Origin of the sequence: Alicyclobacillus herbarius DSM 13609, from assembly GCF_000430585.1 — a bacterium.
Taxonomy (GTDB): Bacteria; Bacillota; Bacilli; order Alicyclobacillales; family Alicyclobacillaceae; genus Alicyclobacillus_G; species Alicyclobacillus_G herbarius.
This window is the reverse complement of sequence record NZ_AUMH01000008.1, coordinates 94963-116653: the sequence shown is the minus strand read 5'-3', so window position 1 is coordinate 116653 and position 21691 is coordinate 94963. Positions and strand designations below refer to the sequence as shown.

Genomic DNA, 21691 nt, shown 5'->3' with positions numbered 1-21691 from the left:
ATCGGGAGTATGTGTCCAATATACGGGTGTTAATCCGGTCACGGCTTTCGTAGAAACGGCAGCAGTTAGGAGCCTGTTGGACCACTCTCTCTCGAATTGCTGCAATCGTTTACGTATATTCATCTAAATAGGCCTGAAGATGTTAGCCCTTGGTGCCATGATACGTGCCTTGGAAGAATGCTTTCGCGTTCGAGATGGCCCGGTGTACCCATTCCATGTGGTCCAGGTTATTTTTCGAAATCAAACTTCATGGTCAACGTGCTTAGCGCCTGAGCCAACTTTTTGTACGCGCTGTATCCATCGTTCAGAATGGTGACATCTGACGCGAAGGATTGCTTGACGAACTGTGTGAGGGTTTGATTTTTCACATTTTCCGTGGCCCGCATCTTTAGGTATTTGGGTTTGCCTTGTGACATGAGTGCCTCGCTCCGAGAACGGGCGTTTTGTTCGTTCCTCGCCCCCGCTTAGGTTCTTCGTGAGCGTCAAATAGTCCACACCTAGCGCCAACCTGCCTTGTGCGAGATGATTCCCCCAGAATCGAATGTGGGAGGGTTCTTGGTGACCAAGGCGGAGTTGGAAAAACATCGGGAGCTTTGGCGTGCCCGTGTGGCGGACTTCCGGGCCAGCGGGTTAACTGGTGCCGCATGGTGTGCCGCTCATCAGGTCAAGGAACACCAGCTTTGGTATTGGATCAGCAAGTTCAAGTCGGAAACGGACTGCAACGACCATCCACCACGATTTGTGACTGCATGCATTGAAGACCCCGGTGACGTGGCGGACAAGCCGCTTTCCGTCCGTGTAGGCCCGGCCATTATCGAGGTTACGCAGGGTTACGACGCTGAACTCCTGCGCGATGTGGTGCACACCCTGGCGTCGCTATGCTGAACATCGGCACGGGACCGGAGTTGCGCGTGTACCTGGCTTGCGGCAGCACAGACATGCGCAAATCCATCGACGGCTTGGCAGCTCTCGTGCAGGAGTCCTTTCACCTGGACCCGTTTTCTCAAGCGGTCTTCGTGTTCTGTAGTGCGACTTGAAAGTCGTCGAGATTCATGTGGTGCGAATCCACCCGTCCAGAACTGCGGACGCGAACCTACCGTGACGTGGGGCAGTGGCAACGCGGTCTTGCGATAGCTCACGGAACAATGTAGCCGTGCCAGATAGAGTGAATTCGGGCCGGAGCTAGGTTGCGAAGTGCATGGTGAACATCCGTGAACCCTAAATAAACCGCGTGAACGAAAACAAGCGAAACACTCTGATACGCTTGAGCCAAAAGGGCATGTAGCCGGAATCGGCACTTGCAGATTGCCGATTCGCAGTTCCGAGCGCTACCGCGGGATTCAGGGCACCTAAACACTTCAGAGATGGGGTCTCGACGGAACAAGGTAAGCCCCATGGGGTCTGTCCGAAACGCGACAGTAAGCGGAACGTAAGTTACGCCGAACTCCTCAGGGGGTAGAGGAATGGGCAAAAAGCGAAGGCTGTCTTGTAATGAGACAGATAGGGGCGGCAGAAAGGCCGGGATACCCCAACGCGAAAGCATGCAGACTTGCCCAAGGTCATCCAACCGGAAATCCTGTAGCATGAGACGAAAGGAGTGGTCTGTTATGAACCGAAAAGCCGTCTCAAAAGACGAGTCAACAGGCCACATTCGTAAGAATCCCCGAGAAATCCACGAAGACTCAATCATGCGCGCATGGCTGGAAGCCCAAACGGCCGAGACCAGTCCACACGATATGGACCAGTGGATAGACTGGAAGGATATCGAACGCCACGTCCTCAGGTTGCAGCGACAACTGGCTCACGCAGTGGAAAATGGCAATCGTAAAGCTGTGCGCCACTACAAGTGGCTCATTCGGACCAGCCACCACGTCAAACTTCTGGCCATTCGGCACGTGACGCAAGAAAACCGGGGGCGGCGCACCCCAGGAGTCGACGGGAAGACATACACGACCCCAGAAAAACGCCGCGAACTCTGCGAACTCGTAAATCTGCGTCCACGTCCTTACCCGGTTCGGCGGGTGTACATCCGTAAGAAGAACGGTAAGCTCCGACCTTTAGGAATTCCCACCATGCACGACCGCGTGTGTCAGGCCATCCACAAGATGGCCATGGAACCGGAGTGGGACATTCAATTTGCGCCCAACACGTACGGATTCCGACCACAGCGATCGACATGGGACGCGATCGGACAAGTCTACCTCATCCTTAACCGTTCCAACTCACCCCAATGGGTCATCGAAGGGGACATTCGAGGGTATTTTGACAACGTCGACCACGCGAAACTGCTGGCTAAGCTGGCTCCAGAAGACCGTGTGTTTGTTCGGCGTATGTTGAAAGCCCCAGTTCTTGACCCGGAAAATGGGCTTGTTCCAAGCACCAGGGGCACACCTCAAGGGGGTCTGTTATCCCCCTTACTGGCGGTCATCGCGTTACAGGGTATGGAGAACGAGTTGCGGAAAAGGGCATTCCAAATGAAATTTGGAAGAGACCGTACGAACCCCGGCATCCACATCGTTAACTATGCGGATGACTTCATCGTCACGTGCAAAACCAAAGAGCAGGCAGAGCAGTTTATACCGGTCATCGCCCAGTGGCTTGCGGAGAATGTCGGAGTTGAACTCAGTCTCGAGAAGACCCGTATCACACACATCAATGACGGGTTTGACTTCCTGGGATTCCATGTCCGAAAGTACCACGGAACGCTATTGATTAAACCCGCCAAGGCCAATGTGCTGGCCTTTCTGCGGAAAATCAAGAGCATCCTGGACGCGAACAAGTCGGCCAAGCCATCTACGGTCATTCGATTGCTGAACCCCTTGATTCGGGGATGGGGCAACTATTACAGCACCCAGGTGAGTAAGAAAATCTTTAACTACTGCGACCATAGGATACACTGGATGCTCTGGAGATGGGCGAAACGACGACATCCGGGGAAAGGAGCCCGGTGGATTCACCGGAGGTACTTCCCTCGGCGTGGAAATCGCAAGGGGGTATTCGCGGACGGTCCACTCACGCTAGCCATCATGAGCGACATTCGCATCATACGGCACGTGAAGATACAGGGACGACGTTCGCCTTATCGCCCAAGCGACCAGGAGTATTTCGAAGCAAGACGCGAGCAACTGCTCCTGAAACGGTTGAACGGCTTCCAGAAGACAGTGGTGCGCAAAACCCACGGACGGTGTGCACTCTGTGGATGTCCCATTTCTACGGAACACTTCCGACGCTGGCAGGTCAATGGAGACAAGAATGTCCTGTTCGTTCGGATGATTCCCGAACGACTCGGAGGCCGCAATACGATTGCAAATGTCGTCGTTACGCACCGATGGTGCTACGAGAAGTACCGTTCCGTTTATGACCATGATACCCTTCCCATCCATCCAGAACGCTACCTTTCCAACCAGGAAAGTGTGGTCGATGGACATGTGGCGTGGAATGGTGAACAACGGTCAAAGGTCGAACGACGATAAAACTGCAGGATGGCTTGAGCCGTGTGACGGGAAACTGTCATGCACGGTTCTTAGGGGAGGAGGTGGCCGTAAGGCCACCGACTTACCCGACACCGGGAACGGGACAAATTGAAGATCCTGTACTGGGAGCACAACGGCTTCTGGCTATATTATCGGCGGCTGGAACGAGGCCGGTTTCAATGGCCAGACGCCAGCGATGGCAAAACCGTCGTCATCAGCCGCCGAGAGCTGAACTGGCTGTTGGACGGACTGCCACCCCACCAGCCAAAGGCACACCGGAGAGTAACCGCGAAAAAAGTGGTGTAAGGGAACCGGTAAACTCAGAAGGATCTGTCAAGGGATTTCGACGGCCGTGTCGAAATCCTTTTGCATGATGAACACGACGAAGGTGACCACCCACCAACCGGAATCCCTGCAGGAGCGCTACGAAGCGCTGGAGCGGGAAAACGCGGAACTGAAAAAGCAGGTGAAGCTGTTGTTGGAAGAGCTTCGCCTGGCTCGCCATCGGCAGTTCGGGAAATCCAGCGAACGCACGATGGAAAACCAGGTTCGATTGGATCTGGTGTTTAACGAGGCCGAGGCGGAGGCGCAGCCAGAGGCAGAGGAACCCACTGTCGAGACGGTTACGTATCAACGACGCAAGAAACAGCCTGGCCAGCGAGAGGCCATGCTTGCAGATCTGCCTGTCGAGCGGATTGAATACCGTTTGTCGGAGGAAGAGCGGATCTGTTCCTGCTGTCACGTAGTCATGGACGAGGTGGGCACTGAGGTTCGTCGTGAGCTCAAGCACATCCCGGCTCAAACGGTGTTGGTCGAACATGTACAGTATAAATACGCGTGTCGACCGTGCGACAAGCATGGGACCGAAACACCGATGGTGAAAGCGCAGATGCCCAAGCCTCCGATTCCGGGTAGTCTAGCGTCCGCCTCGATGCTGGCGCATGTGATTGACAAGAAATACGTGGACGGATTGCCACTATACCGGCAGGAGCAACACTTCTCTAGACACGGCTTGCAGCTGACACGGCAAACCCTGGCCAACTGGGTTGTGCTGGGCACGACACGGTGGCTTAGCTTGGTGTATGAGCGACTGCACGAGGAGCTGCTTTCCCGCACGTACCTGCACGCGGACGAGACGACGTTGCAGGTGCTGCACGAGCCGGGACGGGCGGCCGAGTCGGAGTCGTACATGTGGCTGTACCGCAGCGGCCGGGATGGTCCCCCTATCGTGCTATTCGACTATCAGGAGACCCGTTCGAGGGAGCACCCAAGGAGGTTCCTGGAGGGATTTAAGGGGTACCTGCATGTGGATGGGTACAGCGGATACCACGGTATCAAGGGCGTCACCTTGGTGGGGTGCTGGGCACACGCGAGGCGCAAGTTTGACGAGGCACTCAAGGTGTTGCCAACAGCGGAACGGAAAAAACCAACAGCCGCCCGGATTGGGCTTGAGTACTGCAACCGGCTGTTCAAAATCGAACGTGCATTGAAAGACACAACCCCGGAGGAACGTCGTACCGAACGGCAGAGGCTGAGTCGGCCGGTGCTTGACGAGTTTTTGGCATGGCTTCAGGAGCAGAGCGGACAGGTGGTGCCCAAGAGTGCCTTGGGCAAGGCGATTTCGTATTGCCTGAACCAGTGGCCGAAGCTGGTGGTGTACCTGCAGGACGGCCATCTGGAGTTGGACAACAACCGGAGCGAGCGATCCATCAAACGATTTGTGATAGGACGTAAGAACTTCCTGTTTGCGAATACGCCGCGCGGGGCAAGGGCGAGCTCCATCGCGTACAGCCTGGTGGAGACGGCCAAGGAGAACGGCCTGGACCCGTACTTGTACCTGGAGTACCTATTCGAGCGGCTGCCCAACATCCGAACAGATGACCCGGCAGCGATGGACGACTTGCTGCCGTGGTCGGAGCGTCTGCCGGAACGAATCCGGAGACGTGGAAAAAAAGGATAGCATGAGAAATCGCCCCGCTGGGTTCCCTGGCGGGGTTGATTGTTGCTGTAGACTACTCTCGCCTAAGTCCGGACAAGCACAAGGTGTGAGGAGTCTTACGCTTACACCCATTCGGGCTTTTCACAGGGCTTCACCCTTAGGCTCTCACCACCAGGTGCCTGCTAGCTACGAGGCGGTCTGGCCCCTACCTCGACCGGACTTCCACCGGCTAGTTGTGCCTAGCTTTGCTAGGCGCGCTGTGAGGAGTCTTACGCTTACGGTTCTTCACCGGGACCGCCAAAGTAGGCTTCGTCCATTCCCGCGATGCCGGCTAGGACGTACTCTTCCTCGCGCGTACGCATAGCGCGGCAGAGCTTGTGTAACAGGAGCCATCCGGTTTTATATCTGAAGTCCAATTCACGGGAAGAGCGCCAGGGCAGAAATGCCACGTATATCATGGGCAACAAGTAATAATGCCCAAAACGAGACGGTCAATGGGGTCCGCGTCTTATAAATTATCTTACCTGCCGTCCGTGATATCTAGTGCCCACAGGCCGTACACCGAACAGCAGTCGATTCGAAATCTTGTAATTCTTGTCGTGCCTACATGCCGAGCAACGGAACGTTCCGTTGAAAAAGTCTAAGGTTCATGTACTGCTGTTTCATCACTCTCACCGCTTTCAGGAATTCAAACCCATTCTACCAAAAGCATGTTCGTACCTCTACGGAAGCTGAGCTAACGGAGTAGCCACATTGCTGAATACTGCTTATAGCTACGCTGAAAATGTTGAGGGGATCTGGTAGTATAGAGATATGGAGCGAATGCTCGGGGATGATCGACACTTTGAAGTTGTGTGAAGACGTCGTTAATAGAGAAAGGCCTTTGGGAGAACATCTGTTGGAGCACGTTCGCCCAGTCATGAAAGTGCTCCTAACCTGCACCGACTCAGTAGACACTTATGTTAAGGTGTGGAGAAGTTGAGAGCCACCAAACTTTGTGTGTGTGTTCACACTTAACGTGCGAGACGGTGTATTATCCTCCAGAATATTTCAGATCTCACATTTCTGTTTCTAAAACATGAAGCATAACCCAGAAGAGATGATGGGAACGAATAACGCTAGACACGAACCCTTGCATGACAGTCGAACCTCAGAATTTTGCAACGGACACGGTTAAGTTCCATGGCACAAATGGGCTCACAGCCTGATGCAGCATCTCAGGTCCTTTAGTTCATATGATCAAGAGGTGTTAGATCTATGGACGTCTCAGTGGTTGTTCCAACTTACAACATGGGTCGGTATATCAAGTATACACTGACCTTCCTGGCAGCTCAGGTCATGAATTCGAATCTCACTTACGAGGTGGTAGTCGTTGATGATGGATCCGATGACAACACTCAAAGTATAGTATCGAGCTATGAGAACCTTATACCTAACTTTAAATATTACTACCTACCAAGGGACACTATGTCCAGCCGTGCACGTGCACGTAATTTTGGTGCTTTACGCACTACCGGTAAAATATTGGTATTTCTCGATAGTGGGGTTATTGTCCCTACCCATTTTATAAACACAGTCTCGAATCGTCTCCAGGCAAACGATTTGAGAACCCTTTTTCACTATGTACTAGGTCACTCGGCTCCGTATAACAGTGACTCCGTAAGTAAGTTACACGGGATAGAGCCAACAAATATTGAACGGTACGCAGCCGTGCTTAAAAGATTGCCAGACTGGAGAGATGAAAGAGAAGGAATATTTACGGCGGTTGAAGATAACCTTGACATTCTAGAAGCTCCATGGATATTTGGATGGACTCATTGCTTGACAACATCCTCTAAATTATTTAAGGAAATAGGCGGATTTGATGAGAGTTTTCTAACATGGGGAGGAGAAGATATCGACCTTTGTTATCGCTTGCAACAGGTAGGTACGAAGTTCTCCGTAGAACGAGAAGCTTGGGCGATTCACATCCCCCATCCTAGCCATGAAACAACACTAACAAAGCAAAAGTCCAGTAGAGAAAATATGCTACGGTTTCATAAGAAATACTCGACATTAGAAAGCGAGATTTTTAGTGTAATCAGGCGGGGGTATCTAGTTAATCAGTTTTTAGCAAAACTAAAGATACTCGCGCTCGACGAATGTGTGCCTGGTATTCCTCAGGAAACCGTTAACTATATAGCGTCCAAATATGTAAAAGAGTCTACGTCATCGTTGGCCGTTGGTGTCTGGAGCATAGATATTGCTCAAAATCTTGGCATAACACACGCAATGACTCCGAATTATGGCACATACAGAAAATTGATGTCTAGAGCAGATAAGGTAGTTGTTAGTTGTTTCATTGGATTAAACACTCCATTCGCGACAGATACCTTTGATGTGGTAATTGTTACGGACTATATTAGGCTATTCAATGAAGAAGTATTTAACCTCATTTTAGCTGAACTAACTCGGATAGGCAAACAAACCGTTCTTGTTTTTAGTATAGACGTATTTGCTCGTTCTAGGGACAGATCCCTGGATCAGTGGATTGCTTTCGCAAGTGTCAACAAGTTGATTAAAGCAAGAATGAAGCGCGATACAAACATCGATGTGAAAGTTAAAAATCTCGGAACGCATGTTGTGTTTAATATCCGTAAATCGAGATACACTCAGTGAGTCATCACATTTGCGCAGGTGGTTAATCGTGGCAAGGCATATTGAGTGGGCAGAATTTGAGTCGCTGGTTAGGCCGGAGCGCTTGGGTAGCATCTCAACTGTTATCCAATTTATAGAGAGGAACAGATCAAGGCCTGTCGTCGTATTTGGCAACAAAGATGAAATTGATTTTGTGAAATGGTATCTAGACATATTTGGTATAGAAGTTAAAAGCACGTATGAAACAGCATTGGAACTATGTGAGTCGGAACCAAGAGACATCTTAGTCATCTCGGCCCGTAACTATGAGCCGCATTATATTGCAGCTAATCGGTTGAAGCTCCTCAAGGATATGGGGCAGTTACGCGCGCATCTGTTCTCCTGTTGTTGTGCCATGCCATCCCCTATTTTATACGATAGGGGAAAAAGTCTACATAGACTCATAGAGAACGGCCTAGGCGATATTCGGGAAACGTATCTATTGCTTAACGATGACTTATCTAGGTCGATATATTTAAACGTTATTTTATTAAGGATTTCCGGTAATGGATCATTTATTCCCTATACCCCCTATTCTCAATATCTGCACCCTAGTATTAAGCTCTCGCCTAATCCTGTTATCATCGATGGTGGAGCATATGACGGTGATTCCGCAAAGATATTTTATCAAGCCACATTGGGGCAATGTCTGATCTATTCATTTGAGCCTAGCCCAGATACGTATATACGCCTTATTAAGAACCTGGAACATGCTGGATTGACTGATCGTGTAATTCCACTAAATTTTGCGTTGTGGTCTAAAACGGATACACTGAAGTTTATGCAAAGTATCGACCCCTCATCCAACAAGTTATCTCTGCGAGGAGAAATAACAGTTAGAGCTATCTCAATCGACGATTTCATGGCAAAGGAACGTGTAAAGAAATGCGACTACGTAAAGTTAGATGTTGAAGGAGCTGAGCCGGAAGTCCTTTTGGGATGTCAAGAAACTATTGACCGACACAGTCCTGCGTTATCCATATGCGTCTACCATGATGTAAAACACCTATTATCCATTCCGCAGATGCTTAAGAAAATGTATCCACAGTACAAACTATATTTGGGTCATCACCACCCGAAATACGTTTATGAGACGGTCTTGTATGCAACTCGATCTTGAATGTGGCACCTCAGGACACCGCAAACAGGCTCATCTTTACTTCTTTTCATTCCGGATGTGCCCACAAGGTCACGAGCCCAAATTCCAGTGAGCTACTTGGATAAATCATTGGCGTTGGAATGTCTGCAAGCGCCTTCGCCAAGAGTTGGTGGTACCTATGCTGGATGAGCGAGACGCACGGAAACAAGAGCACGCACCTGCCCGCGCGCGGGGACACTCCAAGACACTCAGTTCCCTCACGACGGCGCTGCGCGTGTTGCAGTGCTTTTCCATGGAAGAGCCGGAACTGGGTGTGACCGAGATTGCCCAGCGCCTTGGCGTGGGCAAAAGCACCGTGCACCGGATTTTGGTCACCCTTGAGGAAAGCGGTTTCGTCCGCAAGGACGAGACCACGCGCAGGTACCGACTCGGTCTATCTGTCCTTACCCTGGGCGGCATCCTCATGTCCAATTTGGAAATCTATCGCGAGGGCCAGCACCTCTTGGAGAGTTTCGTCAATCGGTTCGACGAAACCGTCCACCTGGCGGTGCTCGAAGGGTTTAACACGGTCTATGTGAGCAAGATTGAGTCCAAACACCCGGTCCCTATGCTCACTCACCTGGGACGTAAAAACCCGCTCCACTGCACCAGTTCCGGCAAGGCGATTCTCGCCTTTCAGGACAAGGAGATGATTGACGAGGTCATCCGCCGTGGTTTAACCCGCTACACCCGCACCACCATCACGGACCCCGTTCGGTTACACCAGCACCTAGAGGAGATTCGCCAAAAAGGATTCGCCACCAGCGAAGGGGAGCTGCGCGATGGCGTCTCCTCGGTGGCGGTCCCGGTCCGCGACTACACACGCCGCGTCATCGGCGCCGTGACGGTGGTGGGCCCGACCTACCGCTTTACCCCCAACAAGGTGGACGCGTTTGCGCGTCAACTGATTGACGTCGGGGCGGAAATCTCTAAACGATTGGGCTACTACGTCCGTCGGCGCTAGTCCACGGGAGGACGTGCTTGCTGAGACATTGAGGCACCCGGACCAACACACCCCGCGGCCAAAACTTGCGGCGGCTTGGATAGAAGCTGGAACAGTCGGAGTCCCCCCTTCCTCCAACCGCATCCCGCGCTCAACGGTGCCGACGCATTCTACATGCGCTATACTGGAGACAGTCGAATTGATGCTGCGAGGAGGACTTGCGGCCTGGATGCAGAACTAGGGGATGCAGAACTGTCGGGGTGTTGGAATGCGTCTGCAAACACGGGTTACTATCAAGGATGTGGCCAAAGCCGCCGGAGTTTCCATCACCACCGTCTCCCGGTACCTGAATCAGCAGTACGACGCGATGAGCGAAGCCACTCGGCAGCGGATTGGCCAGGTTATCCAAGAGCTCGGCTATCGTCCCAATAAGCTGGCGCAGGGGTTGCGCGGGGCGAGCCACAGCGTGGCCGCCATCGTCGTCAACCTAGGCTATCCGTTTTGTATCGGGGTTATCCGCGCCCTCTCCGATGCCTTGCAACGGGCGGGTTGCAGCCTCATGGTCTACGAGAGCGGCGGCGACGCCACCCGGGAACGGGCACTCCTGGAAACCGTTTGGACGCACCAGGTGGAGGGTTTGGTCATTCAAACAAACGGGGACAACAATGACCTATTGGCCGACCTGGCGAACCGGCTGCCGGTCGTGATTGTCGACCGTCAGTTTCCCGTGGCCAAGGCGCACAATGTCATCACCAACAACCACGAGGCTTCCGAACAACTGGTCGATGCGTTGTTCGAAGCCGGGTACGAACGGGTCTTGTACGTGACCGAGCCGCTGGAAGGCATTAGCACACGTACGGATCGATTAAATGGATACACCGCCAGCTGTCAGCGTCACCACCGAGAACCGTGGGTGGCCTGGGTGCGCCGTGGCGACCCGCGGAGTATGCAGGACGCCGCCACCATGCTGAAACCAGGAAAGACATCTTGCGGGCCGCAGGCTGTGTACACCGCCAACGGCCTCGTCATGCTGGAACTGTACCCACACCTCAAACAACTCGGTTTGGCGGTGCCGCAAGAGCTGGGCATCGCCACCTTTGACGATCCCGATTGGGCACACGTGGCCTCTCCACCGCTGACCTGTGTGCGCCAGCCCACCGCCGCTATCGGCGCCTGCGCGGCCGACATCGTTCTTTCGGCCCGCGCCGGCGAGAACCCATCCCCCGCCAGCCTACAGGTGTTTGCGTCCGATTTGGTCTGGCGGGCGTCCGCTGACTTGAGGTGAAATGCAGGGACCGTCCGGTGGCTTTTCAAGACGGGAAGTGCCCGCGGTGGCCGCGGATGAACTGGAGTTGCCCGGTGGCGCCGCGCGAAGACCTACGCAAACCTTTAACCTTACTTGCACGTGCCATCCGGACTCTGACGGCCGCTCTCCTGTGGCAGAAGTCTCAGAGCCCGCGCTGCCTCTTGAAAGCGCTGGAGCTGTCCGTTCCACCGCGCATGTTGTGCGTCGTCCGGGAGGTTGACAACGCTCGGTGCGGGAGCAGACACGTCCGCCCAGTCGCGCATCCCGTTGCTTATCTCCGCCAGGCGAACGGCGCCTAAAGTCGAGGCGTCGGCGGCGTCGGCGGTCTCTACCGGCAGCCCAAACACGTCGGCCGCGAGCTTTCGTGTCCAAGACAGGTCGAACAGCTTTCCACAGACAATCAAACGCTCTGGTCGTCCCACTTCCTCCATCAAACGAGCAGCCATCCAGTACGCATTGAGCAGGATGCCTTCCACGGCCGCGCGCAGGATGTGTTCCCCGCGGTGTTCGGTGGTCAACCCGAGCACCGCCCCCGTCGCGTTGGCGTTCCACAGCGGTGCGCGTTCGCCAGCGACGTACGGAAGGTAGAGTAGAGAACCGGTCTCCACCTGACCGGCTCGCGCGAGGGCGCCCGACAATGACATCGGGGGCTCTCCCGACATCGTGCAAAGACGGCGGTGTACATGTTCCAAAACCACACCGCCACTGTTGCTTGGGGCACCCACCACGTATCGATCCGCACTTAGAATGTAAGAAAACGGGCGTGTCACGGGGTCTGCCAAGGGGCGCGGGCTGCCAACCCGAACGGCGCAGCTGGTGCCCAAGGTCAACACCATCGCGCGATTGTCAATCACGCCGGCGCCTAGGTTGGCTAGCACTCCGTCTGAAGCCCCCACATTCACAGACACATCCGTTCCCAGACCCAGCTCGACCAACGGGCTGCCCGGCTGGGGCTGGCGGCAGTACGAGGTGGGCACCGGCCGACTCAGCCGCTCCGGGGATAACCCGGCCCACCCCAGGGCTTCCTCGTCCCAGTCCTGTTTCCGGATGTCGAACAGCCCGGTGGCGCTGGCCAAGGACTGGTCAATCACCCACTCGCCAAACCACTGGAACCAGATCCATTCCTTGATGGAAACAAACTTTTCCGCCTTTGCGAATACCTCGGGCCTTGCCTGGCGCAGCCAGACCAGTTTCGGCAAGGGCGCCATCGGGTGAATCGGAGTACCGGTGCGTTGATACAAGCCCAGCCCCGATTTGGATGTCCAAATCGTCGCAGCCGCACCATCCGCGCGCGTATCCAGCCAGGTCATGGCTCCTGTGAGCGGCCGCCCCGTAGAATCGACAGCCAGCAGACTGTGCATGGCCGCGCTAAAGCCGATACACCGGACCTCTCCCCCAAACCGTTGCACCGTATGGAGAACCTCTCCGAGCGCGTCCATCACGGCTTGGTAGATCAAAACCACGTCTTGTTCCTTAGCACCGTCCTCCTTTGCGGGCAGCATTTCCAAACGCCGACTGGCTCGCGCCCGTTCACTGCCGTCCACAAACGCAATCACCTTCACGGAGGTGGTTCCGATGTCAATCCCGATGCTGCAAATCTGCTCTCCCATGGTCTCCCCCTCCGTTAGAGGTAGTCCGAAAAAGAATAAACGCACGAAAGCAGCACGGCCAAAGGCCGTGCCGGCTTCTCCGCCACCTTTACGATTCTTCATTAACGACCGTTTTCAGTCTCTGCCTCGTACGGCGACGGAATCGGCTCAATCGAACCCAGCAGGAATAAGAACGACAAGATTCCAATCATGAGCACGGCTGCCGCCACCAAAAATCCGTTGGCGAACGATCCGCTCCCCCCCGCGATAAACCCGGTCACGATGGGGGCTGCGATACCCATCAGGTTGTTGACAAAGTTCATGATGCTGCCGACCATACCCACGGTTCCCTTAGGGGCAATCAGGGACGGAATGCTCCAGCCAATCGGCGCCGCAAAAGCGAGTCCGCCCAGGGCGATGGAGATGAAGATAATGGCCACGTTGGCGCTGTGCGTGAAAGCGGCGCCACCGACCGCCAACCCGAGAATCATCCCGATGACCAAGAGCGTTTTCCGCACGCGGGTCGGGTTGTGGCCACGGCGGATCAACACATCAACCAACAAACCGCCAATGAAAAAGTCGGCCAGCGTGGCAATCAGCCACGGAATTGCAGTGTAGAAACTGCTCTTTAGCACGGTCATGCCCATCTGTTTCTCCAGGTAGCCCGGCAACCAGGTCAGAAACAAGTAAAAGGAGTATCCGTAGGCGGCGAACCCTATCGTCAAGCCCCAGACTTTACGCTGACGGAGCAAAAAACCCAGGTTGCGCAGGGTGCCGCCGGGCGCGCTGCCCTCGTCTTGGGCGCCGCCTTCTTCAATGTAACGCCGCTCTTCATCAGACAGGTAACGGTGTTCCTTCGGATCGCGATACCAAATCCAGTACACCACAAAATAGACGAAGCTCAAAATAGCTGTTAAGAAAAATCCACCGCGCCATCCCCACTCCGTGACGGCCCAGGCAACCAGCGGCGCACCAATCACGTTTGAAAACTTCGCAGCGGCATCAAATGTAGACGTGGCAATGCCGCGCTCGGAGATGGGGAACCAATAGCCCGTCGCTTTGGAAGCGCTCGGGAACGCCGGGGCCTCCGCCGCGCCCAAAATGAGACGTGAGAGAATGATAAGCCCCATGCCACTGACCACGGCCGTCATCAAAGTGGCCAGCGACCAGATCAACGTGCCAATGCGCATCAGCCACTTGACGCCAACCTTGTCGAGCAGCGCGCCAATCGGAATCTGCAAAGCGGCGTACGACCAAGCAAAGGCCGACATCAGAATCCCCATCTGACCGGTGGTCAGGTGGAACTCGGCCATCATTGGTTTCGTCGCGACCGACATATTCGTCCGGTCAAAGTAGTTGATAAGAACCCCAAAGAACAATACCAGTGCAATCGTCCAGCGCACTCCTCGCCGCATCATGCGGTTCCTCCTTCCAAACAACTCGAGCTTCTCCTTACCTGAGTTTCTACAAAACTCGGCTTCAAACACGTAAAACGTTAACGTAAAACGATTTCGTAAAACGTTTTCTATCATAACAGGAGAAGATTCAATCGGCAAGCCCACAACTCGATTTATTTTTTCATACAATCAGGGTAACGATGCGACGGCCCCTGCATCGCCAAGGAGTTCAAAAGGCAGGTTGCGCAAGGAGGAAACCGAGTGAAGAACACTTACGCGTATCTGGAAAATCACCAGACAGACATCCAGAGAGACCTAGAAAGGCTCGTGTTAGCCGAGTCGCCATCGAACCGCAAGGACTTGGTCGACACCTGTGGCCAAACCTTGCAGGCGTTGTTTCGCGAACGCCTCGGTGTAGCGGCCGAGGTCGTCCCGGAAGCGGACTACGGGAATCACCTGCGGTTTGAGGTGGGGCAGGGTGACGAAGCGCTGTTGGTCCTGGGCCACTTTGACACCGTTTGGGAGCCGGGCCGACTCTCGCTGCGCCAGGAAGGGGAACGCCTGTACGGACCCGGAATTTTCGACATGAAAGCCGGACTCATCATTGCCCTCTGGGGGGTCAAAGCACTCCTTCACAGCGCGCCCCGGCTGCAGCATCGGCTTGTGTTCTTATGTACATCGGACGAAGAACTGGGGAGTCCCAGCTCACGTCCCCTGATTGAGGCACAGGCCCGCAAGAGTCAAGCGGTCCTGGTGATGGAACCTGCAAAGGCGGATACTGGAGCCCTGAAAACCGGCCGCAAGGGGATTCTCATCTATCGACTGCGGGTCCACGGGGTTGCGGCGCACGCCGGCAACCACCATGAGGAAGGTGTCAACGCGGTATGGGAGATGGCAAAGCACATTGATGCCCTGCAAAACCTGACCAACTACAAGCTAGGAACCACGGTCAATGTCGGGATCGTTCATGGAGGGACACGCGACAACGTGGTGCCTGCCTACGCCGAGGCAGAAATTGATATCCGCGTCGCGACCATGGCGGAAGCTCGTCGCATGGAGGACGTATTTCGCAACTTGCAACCGTATTTGCCAGGGGCTTCCTTGGAAGTCAGCGGGGGTTTGAATCGCCCGCCGATGGAACGCACGCCAGCCACGGTGGCTTTGTTTCAGAAGGCGCAGGCGGCGGCCGCCGAATTGGGTCTGTCCCTCTGCGAGGCGACGGTTGGCGGCGGCAGTGATGGCAACTTCACCGCGGGTCTGGGCGTTCCGACCTTGGACGGCCTCGGCGCCCGAGGTGATGGACCCCACGCCGAACACGAACACATTCTCATCCCCAGTTTGGTGGAACGGGCGGCGTTGTTTGCTGGCTTAGTGCAACAGCTAGAAGCCTCACAGGGAGGAATCAGCGAAGCTTGAACCCATGGCGCAAGCCTTCCCGTGTCGGTGGCAGGGGAAACACCGTGTACCGCGCTCATGCCGCATTCATGCCCCGTGAAACGAGCAGCCGACAAGAATACCCTGTGGCTGCTCGTTGTTTCGATCCGGTTGCAGGCGTGTTTAGCCAAGCCGTACCGCTTCGCCGGTCTCTGCCGATTCATAGATGGCGTTGATGATTTTCTGCAAAGTCACGCCCTGTTCCGGGGTCGCCAGCGGTTTTGGACCGCCCAGGCAGGCCGCCACAAAGGCGTCGATTTCGGCCTCATGGCCGCCCTTCTTCGGCAAGTAGACCGGTGTGACGTCAATCAAGGTCTCCTGCTTCTCCTGATAAATCTTGAGCGGAAATACATCCGCACCGCCTCCCACGCCCATCACCTGTACCTGCATCACGTCGGCCTTCTCGACGTTCGCCGCAAACGCAGCCTCCAGAGACAGGGTGGCTCCATTGCGGAAGCGGATAAACCCACGCGCCATGTCTTCCACGGTGAAGTTCTGCCAATCCCACTGTCCGAGCAGGCCAACCCCTTTGCGCGTGCCCAGCTTTTGATACGTACTACCTACAACCAGCTCAGGCTCTGGGTATCCCATCAGGTGCAGGGCGGTATCCAGCATGTGCACGCCGATGTCAATCAAGGCCCCGCCACCCTGCAGCTCCTTGTTGGTGAACACGCCCCAGCCTGGAATGCCGCGGCGCCGGACAGCATGTGAGCGCGCCGCATAGATCTCGCCCAGCTCACCCGCATCCACAAACCGCTTGAGCGCCAAGACCTCTGGCGTATACCGGTAATGCAGACCATAGGTGAGAATCTTGCCCGCCCGCTTGGCGGCTTCGGCCATGGCCTCCGCCTCGGCCACCGTCATCGCAGGCGGTTTCTCGCACAGCACATGGCACCCAGCCTGCAGGGCCGCAATCGCCGCCGGAGCGTGGAACTTGTTCGGGGTGCACACGCTGACCGCATCCAGCTCGGTTTTCTGCAACATTTCTTCATAGTCCGCAAAGTGATGGCGAATCCCAAACTTTTCTGCTGCTTCGGCGGCGCGGTCTTTGGCCACGTCCGCAATCGCGACCAACTCAACCGAATCCGCGTGCTTCTGATAATTGGGCAGGTGAATCGACTGCGCAATACCGCCCGCTCCGATGATGCCTACTCGTAGTTTTTCTGCCACCCGTGTGTCCCTCCTGTTAGTCTTCCACGATGCTGTTTTCCCGCAGCCAGCGCATACTATTGGCTACACTTTCGAGCGGATCGCCCTGGGAGTGGTCCTGCTCGACAATCAGCCACTCAACACCGGCCGCGTCGGCTGCCTCCACGATAGCCTGGAGGTTAATGTCTCCCTCGCCGAGGGAAACGGTTTCTACCTCGCCAGAAGGACTGCGGCGAATATCCTTTAGGTGAATCAGCGGCACCCGGCCCGCGTAGCGCGCCAAGTAGGCGGGAGCACTCTGACCGGCGCGCTCCGCCCAGCAGGTGTCCAGCTCAACACACACCAAGTCTGCATCCGTGCCACGAAAGAGGGCGTCAAACAACCACTCGCCGCCTACTTTTTCCTCAAACTCAAACCAGTGGTTGTGGTAGCCAAAGCGAATGCCCGCTTCCTGAAACGCACGGCCCGCTCGATTGAAAACGTCGAGTGTATGCTGCCACGCCTCCGGTTTCTCTGCCTGGTACCGATGCGGCTCAGACAAAAACGGACAGACGGCATAACGACTGCCGATGGCCGCCAGATACGCAACCTCTTCTTCCAGACGGGTTTCGAGGGCGTCGAAGCTGATGTGGCTTCCTACCGCGGTCAGCCCCAACTCGTCCAGCAAAGCGCGCAGCTGCTCGGCCGAGAGCCCCCCGTAACCGGCAAACTCGACACCTCGGTAACCGATTTCGGCAACCTGCCGCAGAGTGCCGACGAAATCCTTGGCCGCCGGCTCCCGGACAGAATACAATTGCAAGGCAACTTGTCTCGACATGACCCAGATTCATTCCTTTCTGATGCATCCTACGACAGCGGAAACCGCTTGCCGTTTGGGCGTGTACTTATGATTTAACCACACCCCGTACCCAGTGAGAATGACGTATCTGGTCATGTCCTTACGCATTTGGCTCTGAACCACTTCATCCTGAACAGCCAGCGTCAATCAATCGGCCGGCCGCCCCTCCTCTGTAGAAGCAGCGCCGTCCGGCACCGGCCATTACAGCGACTCTAGCGGCTTCCGATTGCCGTACACCGGGGCGACCCCACCGTTGTCTGCAGCCCACCGTACGGCATTGCGAATCACGGTCTGCACCTCTGGATTGTGATACGTTGGGTGCGTCTCGTGCCCGGGCCGGAAGTAAAACACCTTGCCACGTCCGCGCCGGTAGGTCAGGCCGCTTCGGAACACCTCACCGCCTTGGAACCAGCTGATGAACACCACCTCATCGGGCGTCGGCACGTCAAAGTGTTCGCCATACATTTCTTCATGTGGGAGTTCAATATATTCCCCGAGGCCGCGCACAATCGGATGGCTGGGATTGACCACCCAGAGACGTTCGCGCTCTCCGGCTTCACGCCATTTCAAATCGCAAGTGGTTCCCATCAAGCGCTTAAACACTTTGGAAAAGTGGCCAGAGTGCAGGACAATCAGGCCCATGCCCTGCCAAACGCGCTGAACCACACGCTCGACCACTTCATCGGAGACCTCATGGTGAGCTACATGCCCCCACCAAATCAAGACGTCGGTGTCCTGCAAAACCGCTTCCGTCAATCCATGTTCAGGTTCATCCAAAGTGGCCGTGCGCACCTGATGGCCGTCTTCCGCAAGGAAACGCGCGATGGTCTGATGGATACCCTCTGGGTACACTTCGCGCACGTTCGCATCGGTCTGCTCGTGGCGGAATTCATTCCAAACGGTAACACGGATGGATTGTCCCATGATAATGTCCTCACTTTCTCGCGGAATGACTGCTTGTATAACGCTTTCTATTCTAGCACGAAGTCCCCTTAGATTGCCCCAGCGTCCCATTAACTGGGCCGCGACTCGTCCGCTTCAAGAGATGGTCCGAAACACATATCGCCTGTTGAGGAATTCCATTTTCGGGAAATCTCTAGGTGGGCGCTTTCATGATTTGCCAGTCCATCGCGCGAGGTGTAAGGTGAGAAACTGAGGTTTTGTCCTCACATACGAAGCCGTACAGCCACAAAGAGGTGGATCTCAATATGTATTGTGAAGTTCAGGGTGAACGCATTTTCTATGACCGTACCGGCGATAAATCGGGGCCATACAAGCTCCTGTTTGTCCATGGCGCCAGCAGCTATGCGTCGTTTTGGCTGCCGGTGATGGCGCGTTTGGCGCAGATGGGCGACGTGGAAGGGATTTTGCTCGACCTGCCCGGACATTACCGATCATCGGGAGAAGCGCGAACCCGGGTGGGCGATTATGCATCGTTTATCCGTGATTTCGTTCAAGTCATCACCCGTTTGCACCCGGACCTCGGCCAGCGGTTCATTTACGTCGGCCATTCCATGGGCGGCGCCATCGGTCAGGAATTGGCGATTGACCGGCCGGATTGGCTGGACGGCCTCGTCCTGCTCAATACCGCCGCGAAACTATCCGTCCCGAACACGTTTCTCCAACGGCTGGCACACGGAGATTACGATGCCGAGTACTTCCTCGGCCGGGGGTTTGCTGCGGGCGCTCCTGAACGGCTACGGAAATCCTTGTTCAAGAACCAGGCGGTGTCCCTTGAGGCCAGCTATCATGATTTCCTTGCCGCCGCTCAGTTTGACCGGACGAAGGACGTGCACCACATTGACACCCGGACACTGATCCTTTGTGGGGCCGAAGACCATATTGTCGATCCGGCCGGCCCCATGTTTTTGCATCAGGAAATTGCCGATTCCGTATTGATGACGATTCCCGGTAGCGGTCACTTTCTTCCTTTGGAAGATCCGCGCATGGTGGCACGCGCCGTTCACGACTTTGCGGTTTCCGGCATCGTAGAATCGGAGCAGCTGCTGCGCATCCAATGACATACTCCCCATCTCTGTCCGCGCAGTGGCCCGGCCCCAAATTCAATGCCCCGCGACGCCGAGCCACTTGCCTTGTCCCGCCGACACCGGGCCGCGCGCCCGGCGTCGCCCCCTGTTACCTTGTCTTCCATACATGCTTGAATCTCCGCTCAATTATGGATTAAAGTAGAGTTTGTGCGGCGTGCATGTGCCGTAAGTCCCACAATGGGGAGGTTGATTCGCGATGGTGGCTCGTCACCTTTCAGACTCGACGGTGTTACACAACGGCGTCCAGATGCCCTGGCTGGGCTTGGGTGTGTGGCAGGTCCAAAATGGAGACGAAGTGAAGAATTCCGTCAAAGCAGCCCTTGCCCACGGCTATCGGCACATCGATACCGCGGCTGCCTACGGTAACGAAACGGGCGTCGGAGAGGCCATTCGTGAGTCCGGCGTACCGCGTGAAGAGGTCTTTGTTACAACAAAGGTTTGGAACGCGGACCAGGGTTATGACAGCACGCTGCGGGCGTTTGAAGAAAGCCGTAAGCGGCTCGGATTTGAGTACGTGGATTTGTACTTGATTCACTGGCCGGTGAAAGGAAAGTACAAGGATACATGGAAAGCGCTGGAGCGCCTCTATCAGGATGGTGTGGTGCGCGCGATTGGGGTCAGCAACTTCCAAATCCATCACTTGGAGGACGTCATGGCCGACAGCCAGGTCGTCCCGATGGTGAACCAGGTCGAGTACCACCCCTTGCTGACACAAAAGGAACTGCACACCTTCTGCAAGCAGCACAAGATTCAACTGGAGGCCTGGAGCCCGCTGATGCAGGGCCACTTGGACCAGCCGCTGCTCGCCGATCTCGCCCAAAAGTATGGCAAAACGCCGGCCCAAATCGTGCTGCGCTGGGACCTGCAAAACGAGGTCGTGACGATTCCAAAGTCGGTGCACGAAAATCGCATCATTGAAAATGCGAACGTGTTTGACTTCGAGTTGTCCGCCGAAGACATGGCCAGAATTGACGGTTTGAACCAAAATCATCGCTTCGGAGCGGATCCAGACAATTTCAACTTTTAGGAGCACGTCTAATAGGAGCACGTCTAACGCGCATTCAGCAGGCGAGCCGCGCATGCGCGCTCGCCTGTTGTCATCGCTCGAAAAACAACGTTTTTCAAGTTCTCGCTTGCATGCTTTGTAGTTGCGCCCACGCCGCCCCCGAATCCAGACACCGCAGCGCCTCTGCAATCCCTTCTACGAAAACCGCACACTACCTACGACCGTCTCCGCTTTGGTCCGCACACCCCGGCCAATCGCCTGCAGGAGCCCCAGCATCCACGATAGACCCGCTGAAACGTCCGGATCGCGCAGGGCGGCGAGAATCGAAAAAAATCCGTCAGCGCTGACCGGCGCCATGGCGGGAGTGGACACATCCTGGACTTCCTCGCCCGCAGTGCCGGCCGACATAGGACGGACAAACGGAGCCAGGAGCGGTTCGAGGCGCGTCAGGTCGAGGCGGCCCAATAGCTGGACGAGGCCAATCAGGTTCTTGAGCCCGCCGGCGTACTCGGGTTTCTCCGCCTGGCGGACGACAATCTCCAACACATCGCTACCCTGTTCGAGCAGCGCACTGGCCATCTCCAGCAGTCCGGTTTTCTTAAGCGCCGCCAGGAGTCGGATGGCCTCCAACACCGCATCCTGGTGTGCCGCTGCCGCAGCCTCGATGTTGGACCGCAGATTTTGCGGCGCGGCAGATGAATCGACGGCCGCCTTGGCGATAGAGCGAATGGGCTGTGCCATGTGCAAATCCCTCC

The 21691-nt window shown here is 55.5% G+C and carries 18 protein-coding genes and 1 pseudogene; 12 read left to right on the top strand and 7 right to left on the bottom strand.

Translation table 11 applies throughout. The features are described from left to right. Nucleotides 1-227: 227 nt before the first annotated feature. Nucleotides 228-416, bottom strand: coding sequence for a hypothetical protein (locus H522_RS0107160; protein WP_026961808.1), 189 nt, complete (start codon nt 414-416; stop codon nt 228-230). Nucleotides 417-558: 142 nt separating this feature from the next. Here H522_RS0107160 and tnpA point away from each other — a divergent pair, with 142 nt between their 5' ends. The 9 genes and pseudogenes from tnpA to H522_RS0107115 all read left to right on the top strand — a co-directional run bounded on the left by tnpA (nt 559) and on the right by H522_RS0107115 (nt 11454). Further along, nucleotides 559-885: an IS66 family insertion sequence element accessory protein TnpA gene (gene tnpA, locus H522_RS0107155; protein WP_026961807.1), complete on the top strand. Its 327-nt coding sequence runs from the start codon at nt 559-561 to the stop codon at nt 883-885. After that, nucleotides 879-1037 carry an IS66 family insertion sequence element accessory protein TnpB gene (tnpB, locus tag H522_RS22495; RefSeq protein ID WP_081411954.1) on the top strand — a complete coding sequence of 53 codons (159 nt, stop codon included), beginning with the start codon at nt 879-881 and terminating at the stop codon, nt 1035-1037. Before tnpA ends, tnpB (H522_RS22495) begins: the two co-directional genes overlap by 7 nt. 570 nt (nt 1038-1607) lie before the next feature. Then, nucleotides 1608-3473, top strand: a complete 1866-nt coding sequence (ltrA, locus tag H522_RS18075; protein WP_051343995.1) for a group II intron reverse transcriptase/maturase — start codon at nt 1608-1610, stop codon at nt 3471-3473. Between the two features lie 99 nt (nt 3474-3572). Beyond that, nucleotides 3573-3779: pseudogene (tnpB, locus tag H522_RS18070) on the top strand (IS66 family insertion sequence element accessory protein TnpB); the annotation flags it as partial. Nucleotides 3780-3846: 67 nt separating this feature from the next. Next, nucleotides 3847-5433 carry an IS66 family transposase gene (gene tnpC / locus H522_RS0107135; RefSeq protein WP_035452990.1) on the top strand — a complete coding sequence of 529 codons (1587 nt, stop codon included), beginning with the start codon at nt 3847-3849 and terminating at the stop codon, nt 5431-5433. 1236 nt (nt 5434-6669) lie between these two features. Then, nucleotides 6670-8070: a glycosyltransferase family 2 protein gene (locus H522_RS0107130; RefSeq protein ID WP_026961805.1), complete on the top strand. Its 1401-nt coding sequence runs from the start codon at nt 6670-6672 to the stop codon at nt 8068-8070. A 28-nt stretch (nt 8071-8098) separates the two neighbouring features. Continuing rightward, a complete protein-coding gene (locus H522_RS20430) occupies nt 8099-9208 on the top strand; it encodes an FkbM family methyltransferase (RefSeq protein WP_051343994.1) in 1110 nt (369 codons plus the stop codon). A gap of 157 nt (nt 9209-9365) precedes the next feature. Further along, on the top strand, nt 9366-10190 hold the full coding sequence (locus H522_RS18060) for an IclR family transcriptional regulator (protein ID WP_051343993.1): 825 nt from the start codon (nt 9366-9368) through the stop codon (nt 10188-10190). Nucleotides 10191-10437: 247 nt separating this feature from the next. After that, entirely contained in the window at nt 10438-11454 is a 1017-nt protein-coding gene (locus H522_RS0107115; protein ID WP_026961804.1) for a LacI family DNA-binding transcriptional regulator, read from the top strand. 110 nt (nt 11455-11564) lie between these two features. Here H522_RS0107115 and H522_RS18055 read toward each other — a convergent pair whose 3' ends face one another. Then, nucleotides 11565-13085 carry a gluconokinase gene (locus tag H522_RS18055; protein WP_051343992.1) on the bottom strand — a complete coding sequence of 507 codons (1521 nt, stop codon included), beginning with the start codon at nt 13083-13085 and terminating at the stop codon, nt 11565-11567. A gap of 101 nt (nt 13086-13186) precedes the next feature. Further along, entirely contained in the window at nt 13187-14479 is a 1293-nt protein-coding gene (locus H522_RS0107105; protein WP_026961803.1) for an MFS transporter, read from the bottom strand. A gap of 243 nt (nt 14480-14722) precedes the next feature. Between H522_RS0107105 and H522_RS0107100 the strand changes: the two genes are divergently transcribed. Beyond that, nucleotides 14723-15877 (top strand): M20 family metallopeptidase, encoded by a 1155-nt coding sequence (locus H522_RS0107100; protein WP_026961802.1) that lies wholly within the window; start codon nt 14723-14725, stop codon nt 15875-15877. A 141-nt stretch (nt 15878-16018) separates the two neighbouring features. On the opposite strand, the gene H522_RS0107095 is transcribed toward H522_RS0107100, so the two are convergent. The 3 genes from H522_RS0107095 to H522_RS0107080 form a co-directional block, all read right to left on the bottom strand. Beyond that, complete coding sequence (locus tag H522_RS0107095; protein WP_026961801.1) at nt 16019-17065, bottom strand: Gfo/Idh/MocA family protein; 1047 nt, start codon at nt 17063-17065, stop codon at nt 16019-16021. A 16-nt stretch (nt 17066-17081) separates the two neighbouring features. Next, on the bottom strand, nt 17082-17861 hold the full coding sequence (locus H522_RS0107090) for a sugar phosphate isomerase/epimerase family protein (protein ID WP_026961800.1): 780 nt from the start codon (nt 17859-17861) through the stop codon (nt 17082-17084). Between the two features lie 222 nt (nt 17862-18083). Continuing rightward, entirely contained in the window at nt 18084-18806 is a 723-nt protein-coding gene (locus H522_RS0107080; protein WP_035452959.1) for a ThuA domain-containing protein, read from the bottom strand. 284 nt (nt 18807-19090) lie between these two features. Here H522_RS0107080 and H522_RS0107075 point away from each other — a divergent pair, with 284 nt between their 5' ends. Together H522_RS0107075 and H522_RS0107070 are read left to right on the top strand one after the other, a co-directional pair. Beyond that, complete coding sequence (locus tag H522_RS0107075; RefSeq protein WP_026961798.1) at nt 19091-19903, top strand: alpha/beta fold hydrolase; 813 nt, start codon at nt 19091-19093, stop codon at nt 19901-19903. A gap of 223 nt (nt 19904-20126) precedes the next feature. Then, on the top strand, nt 20127-20957 hold the full coding sequence (locus tag H522_RS0107070; RefSeq protein ID WP_026961797.1) for an aldo/keto reductase: 831 nt from the start codon (nt 20127-20129) through the stop codon (nt 20955-20957). Between the two features lie 174 nt (nt 20958-21131). Here the strand turns inward: H522_RS0107070 and H522_RS0107065 are convergent, their stop codons facing one another. After that, nucleotides 21132-21677 (bottom strand): helical membrane plugin domain-containing protein, encoded by a 546-nt coding sequence (locus H522_RS0107065; RefSeq protein WP_026961796.1) that lies wholly within the window; start codon nt 21675-21677, stop codon nt 21132-21134. Between the last annotated feature and the right edge of the window lie 14 nt (nt 21678-21691).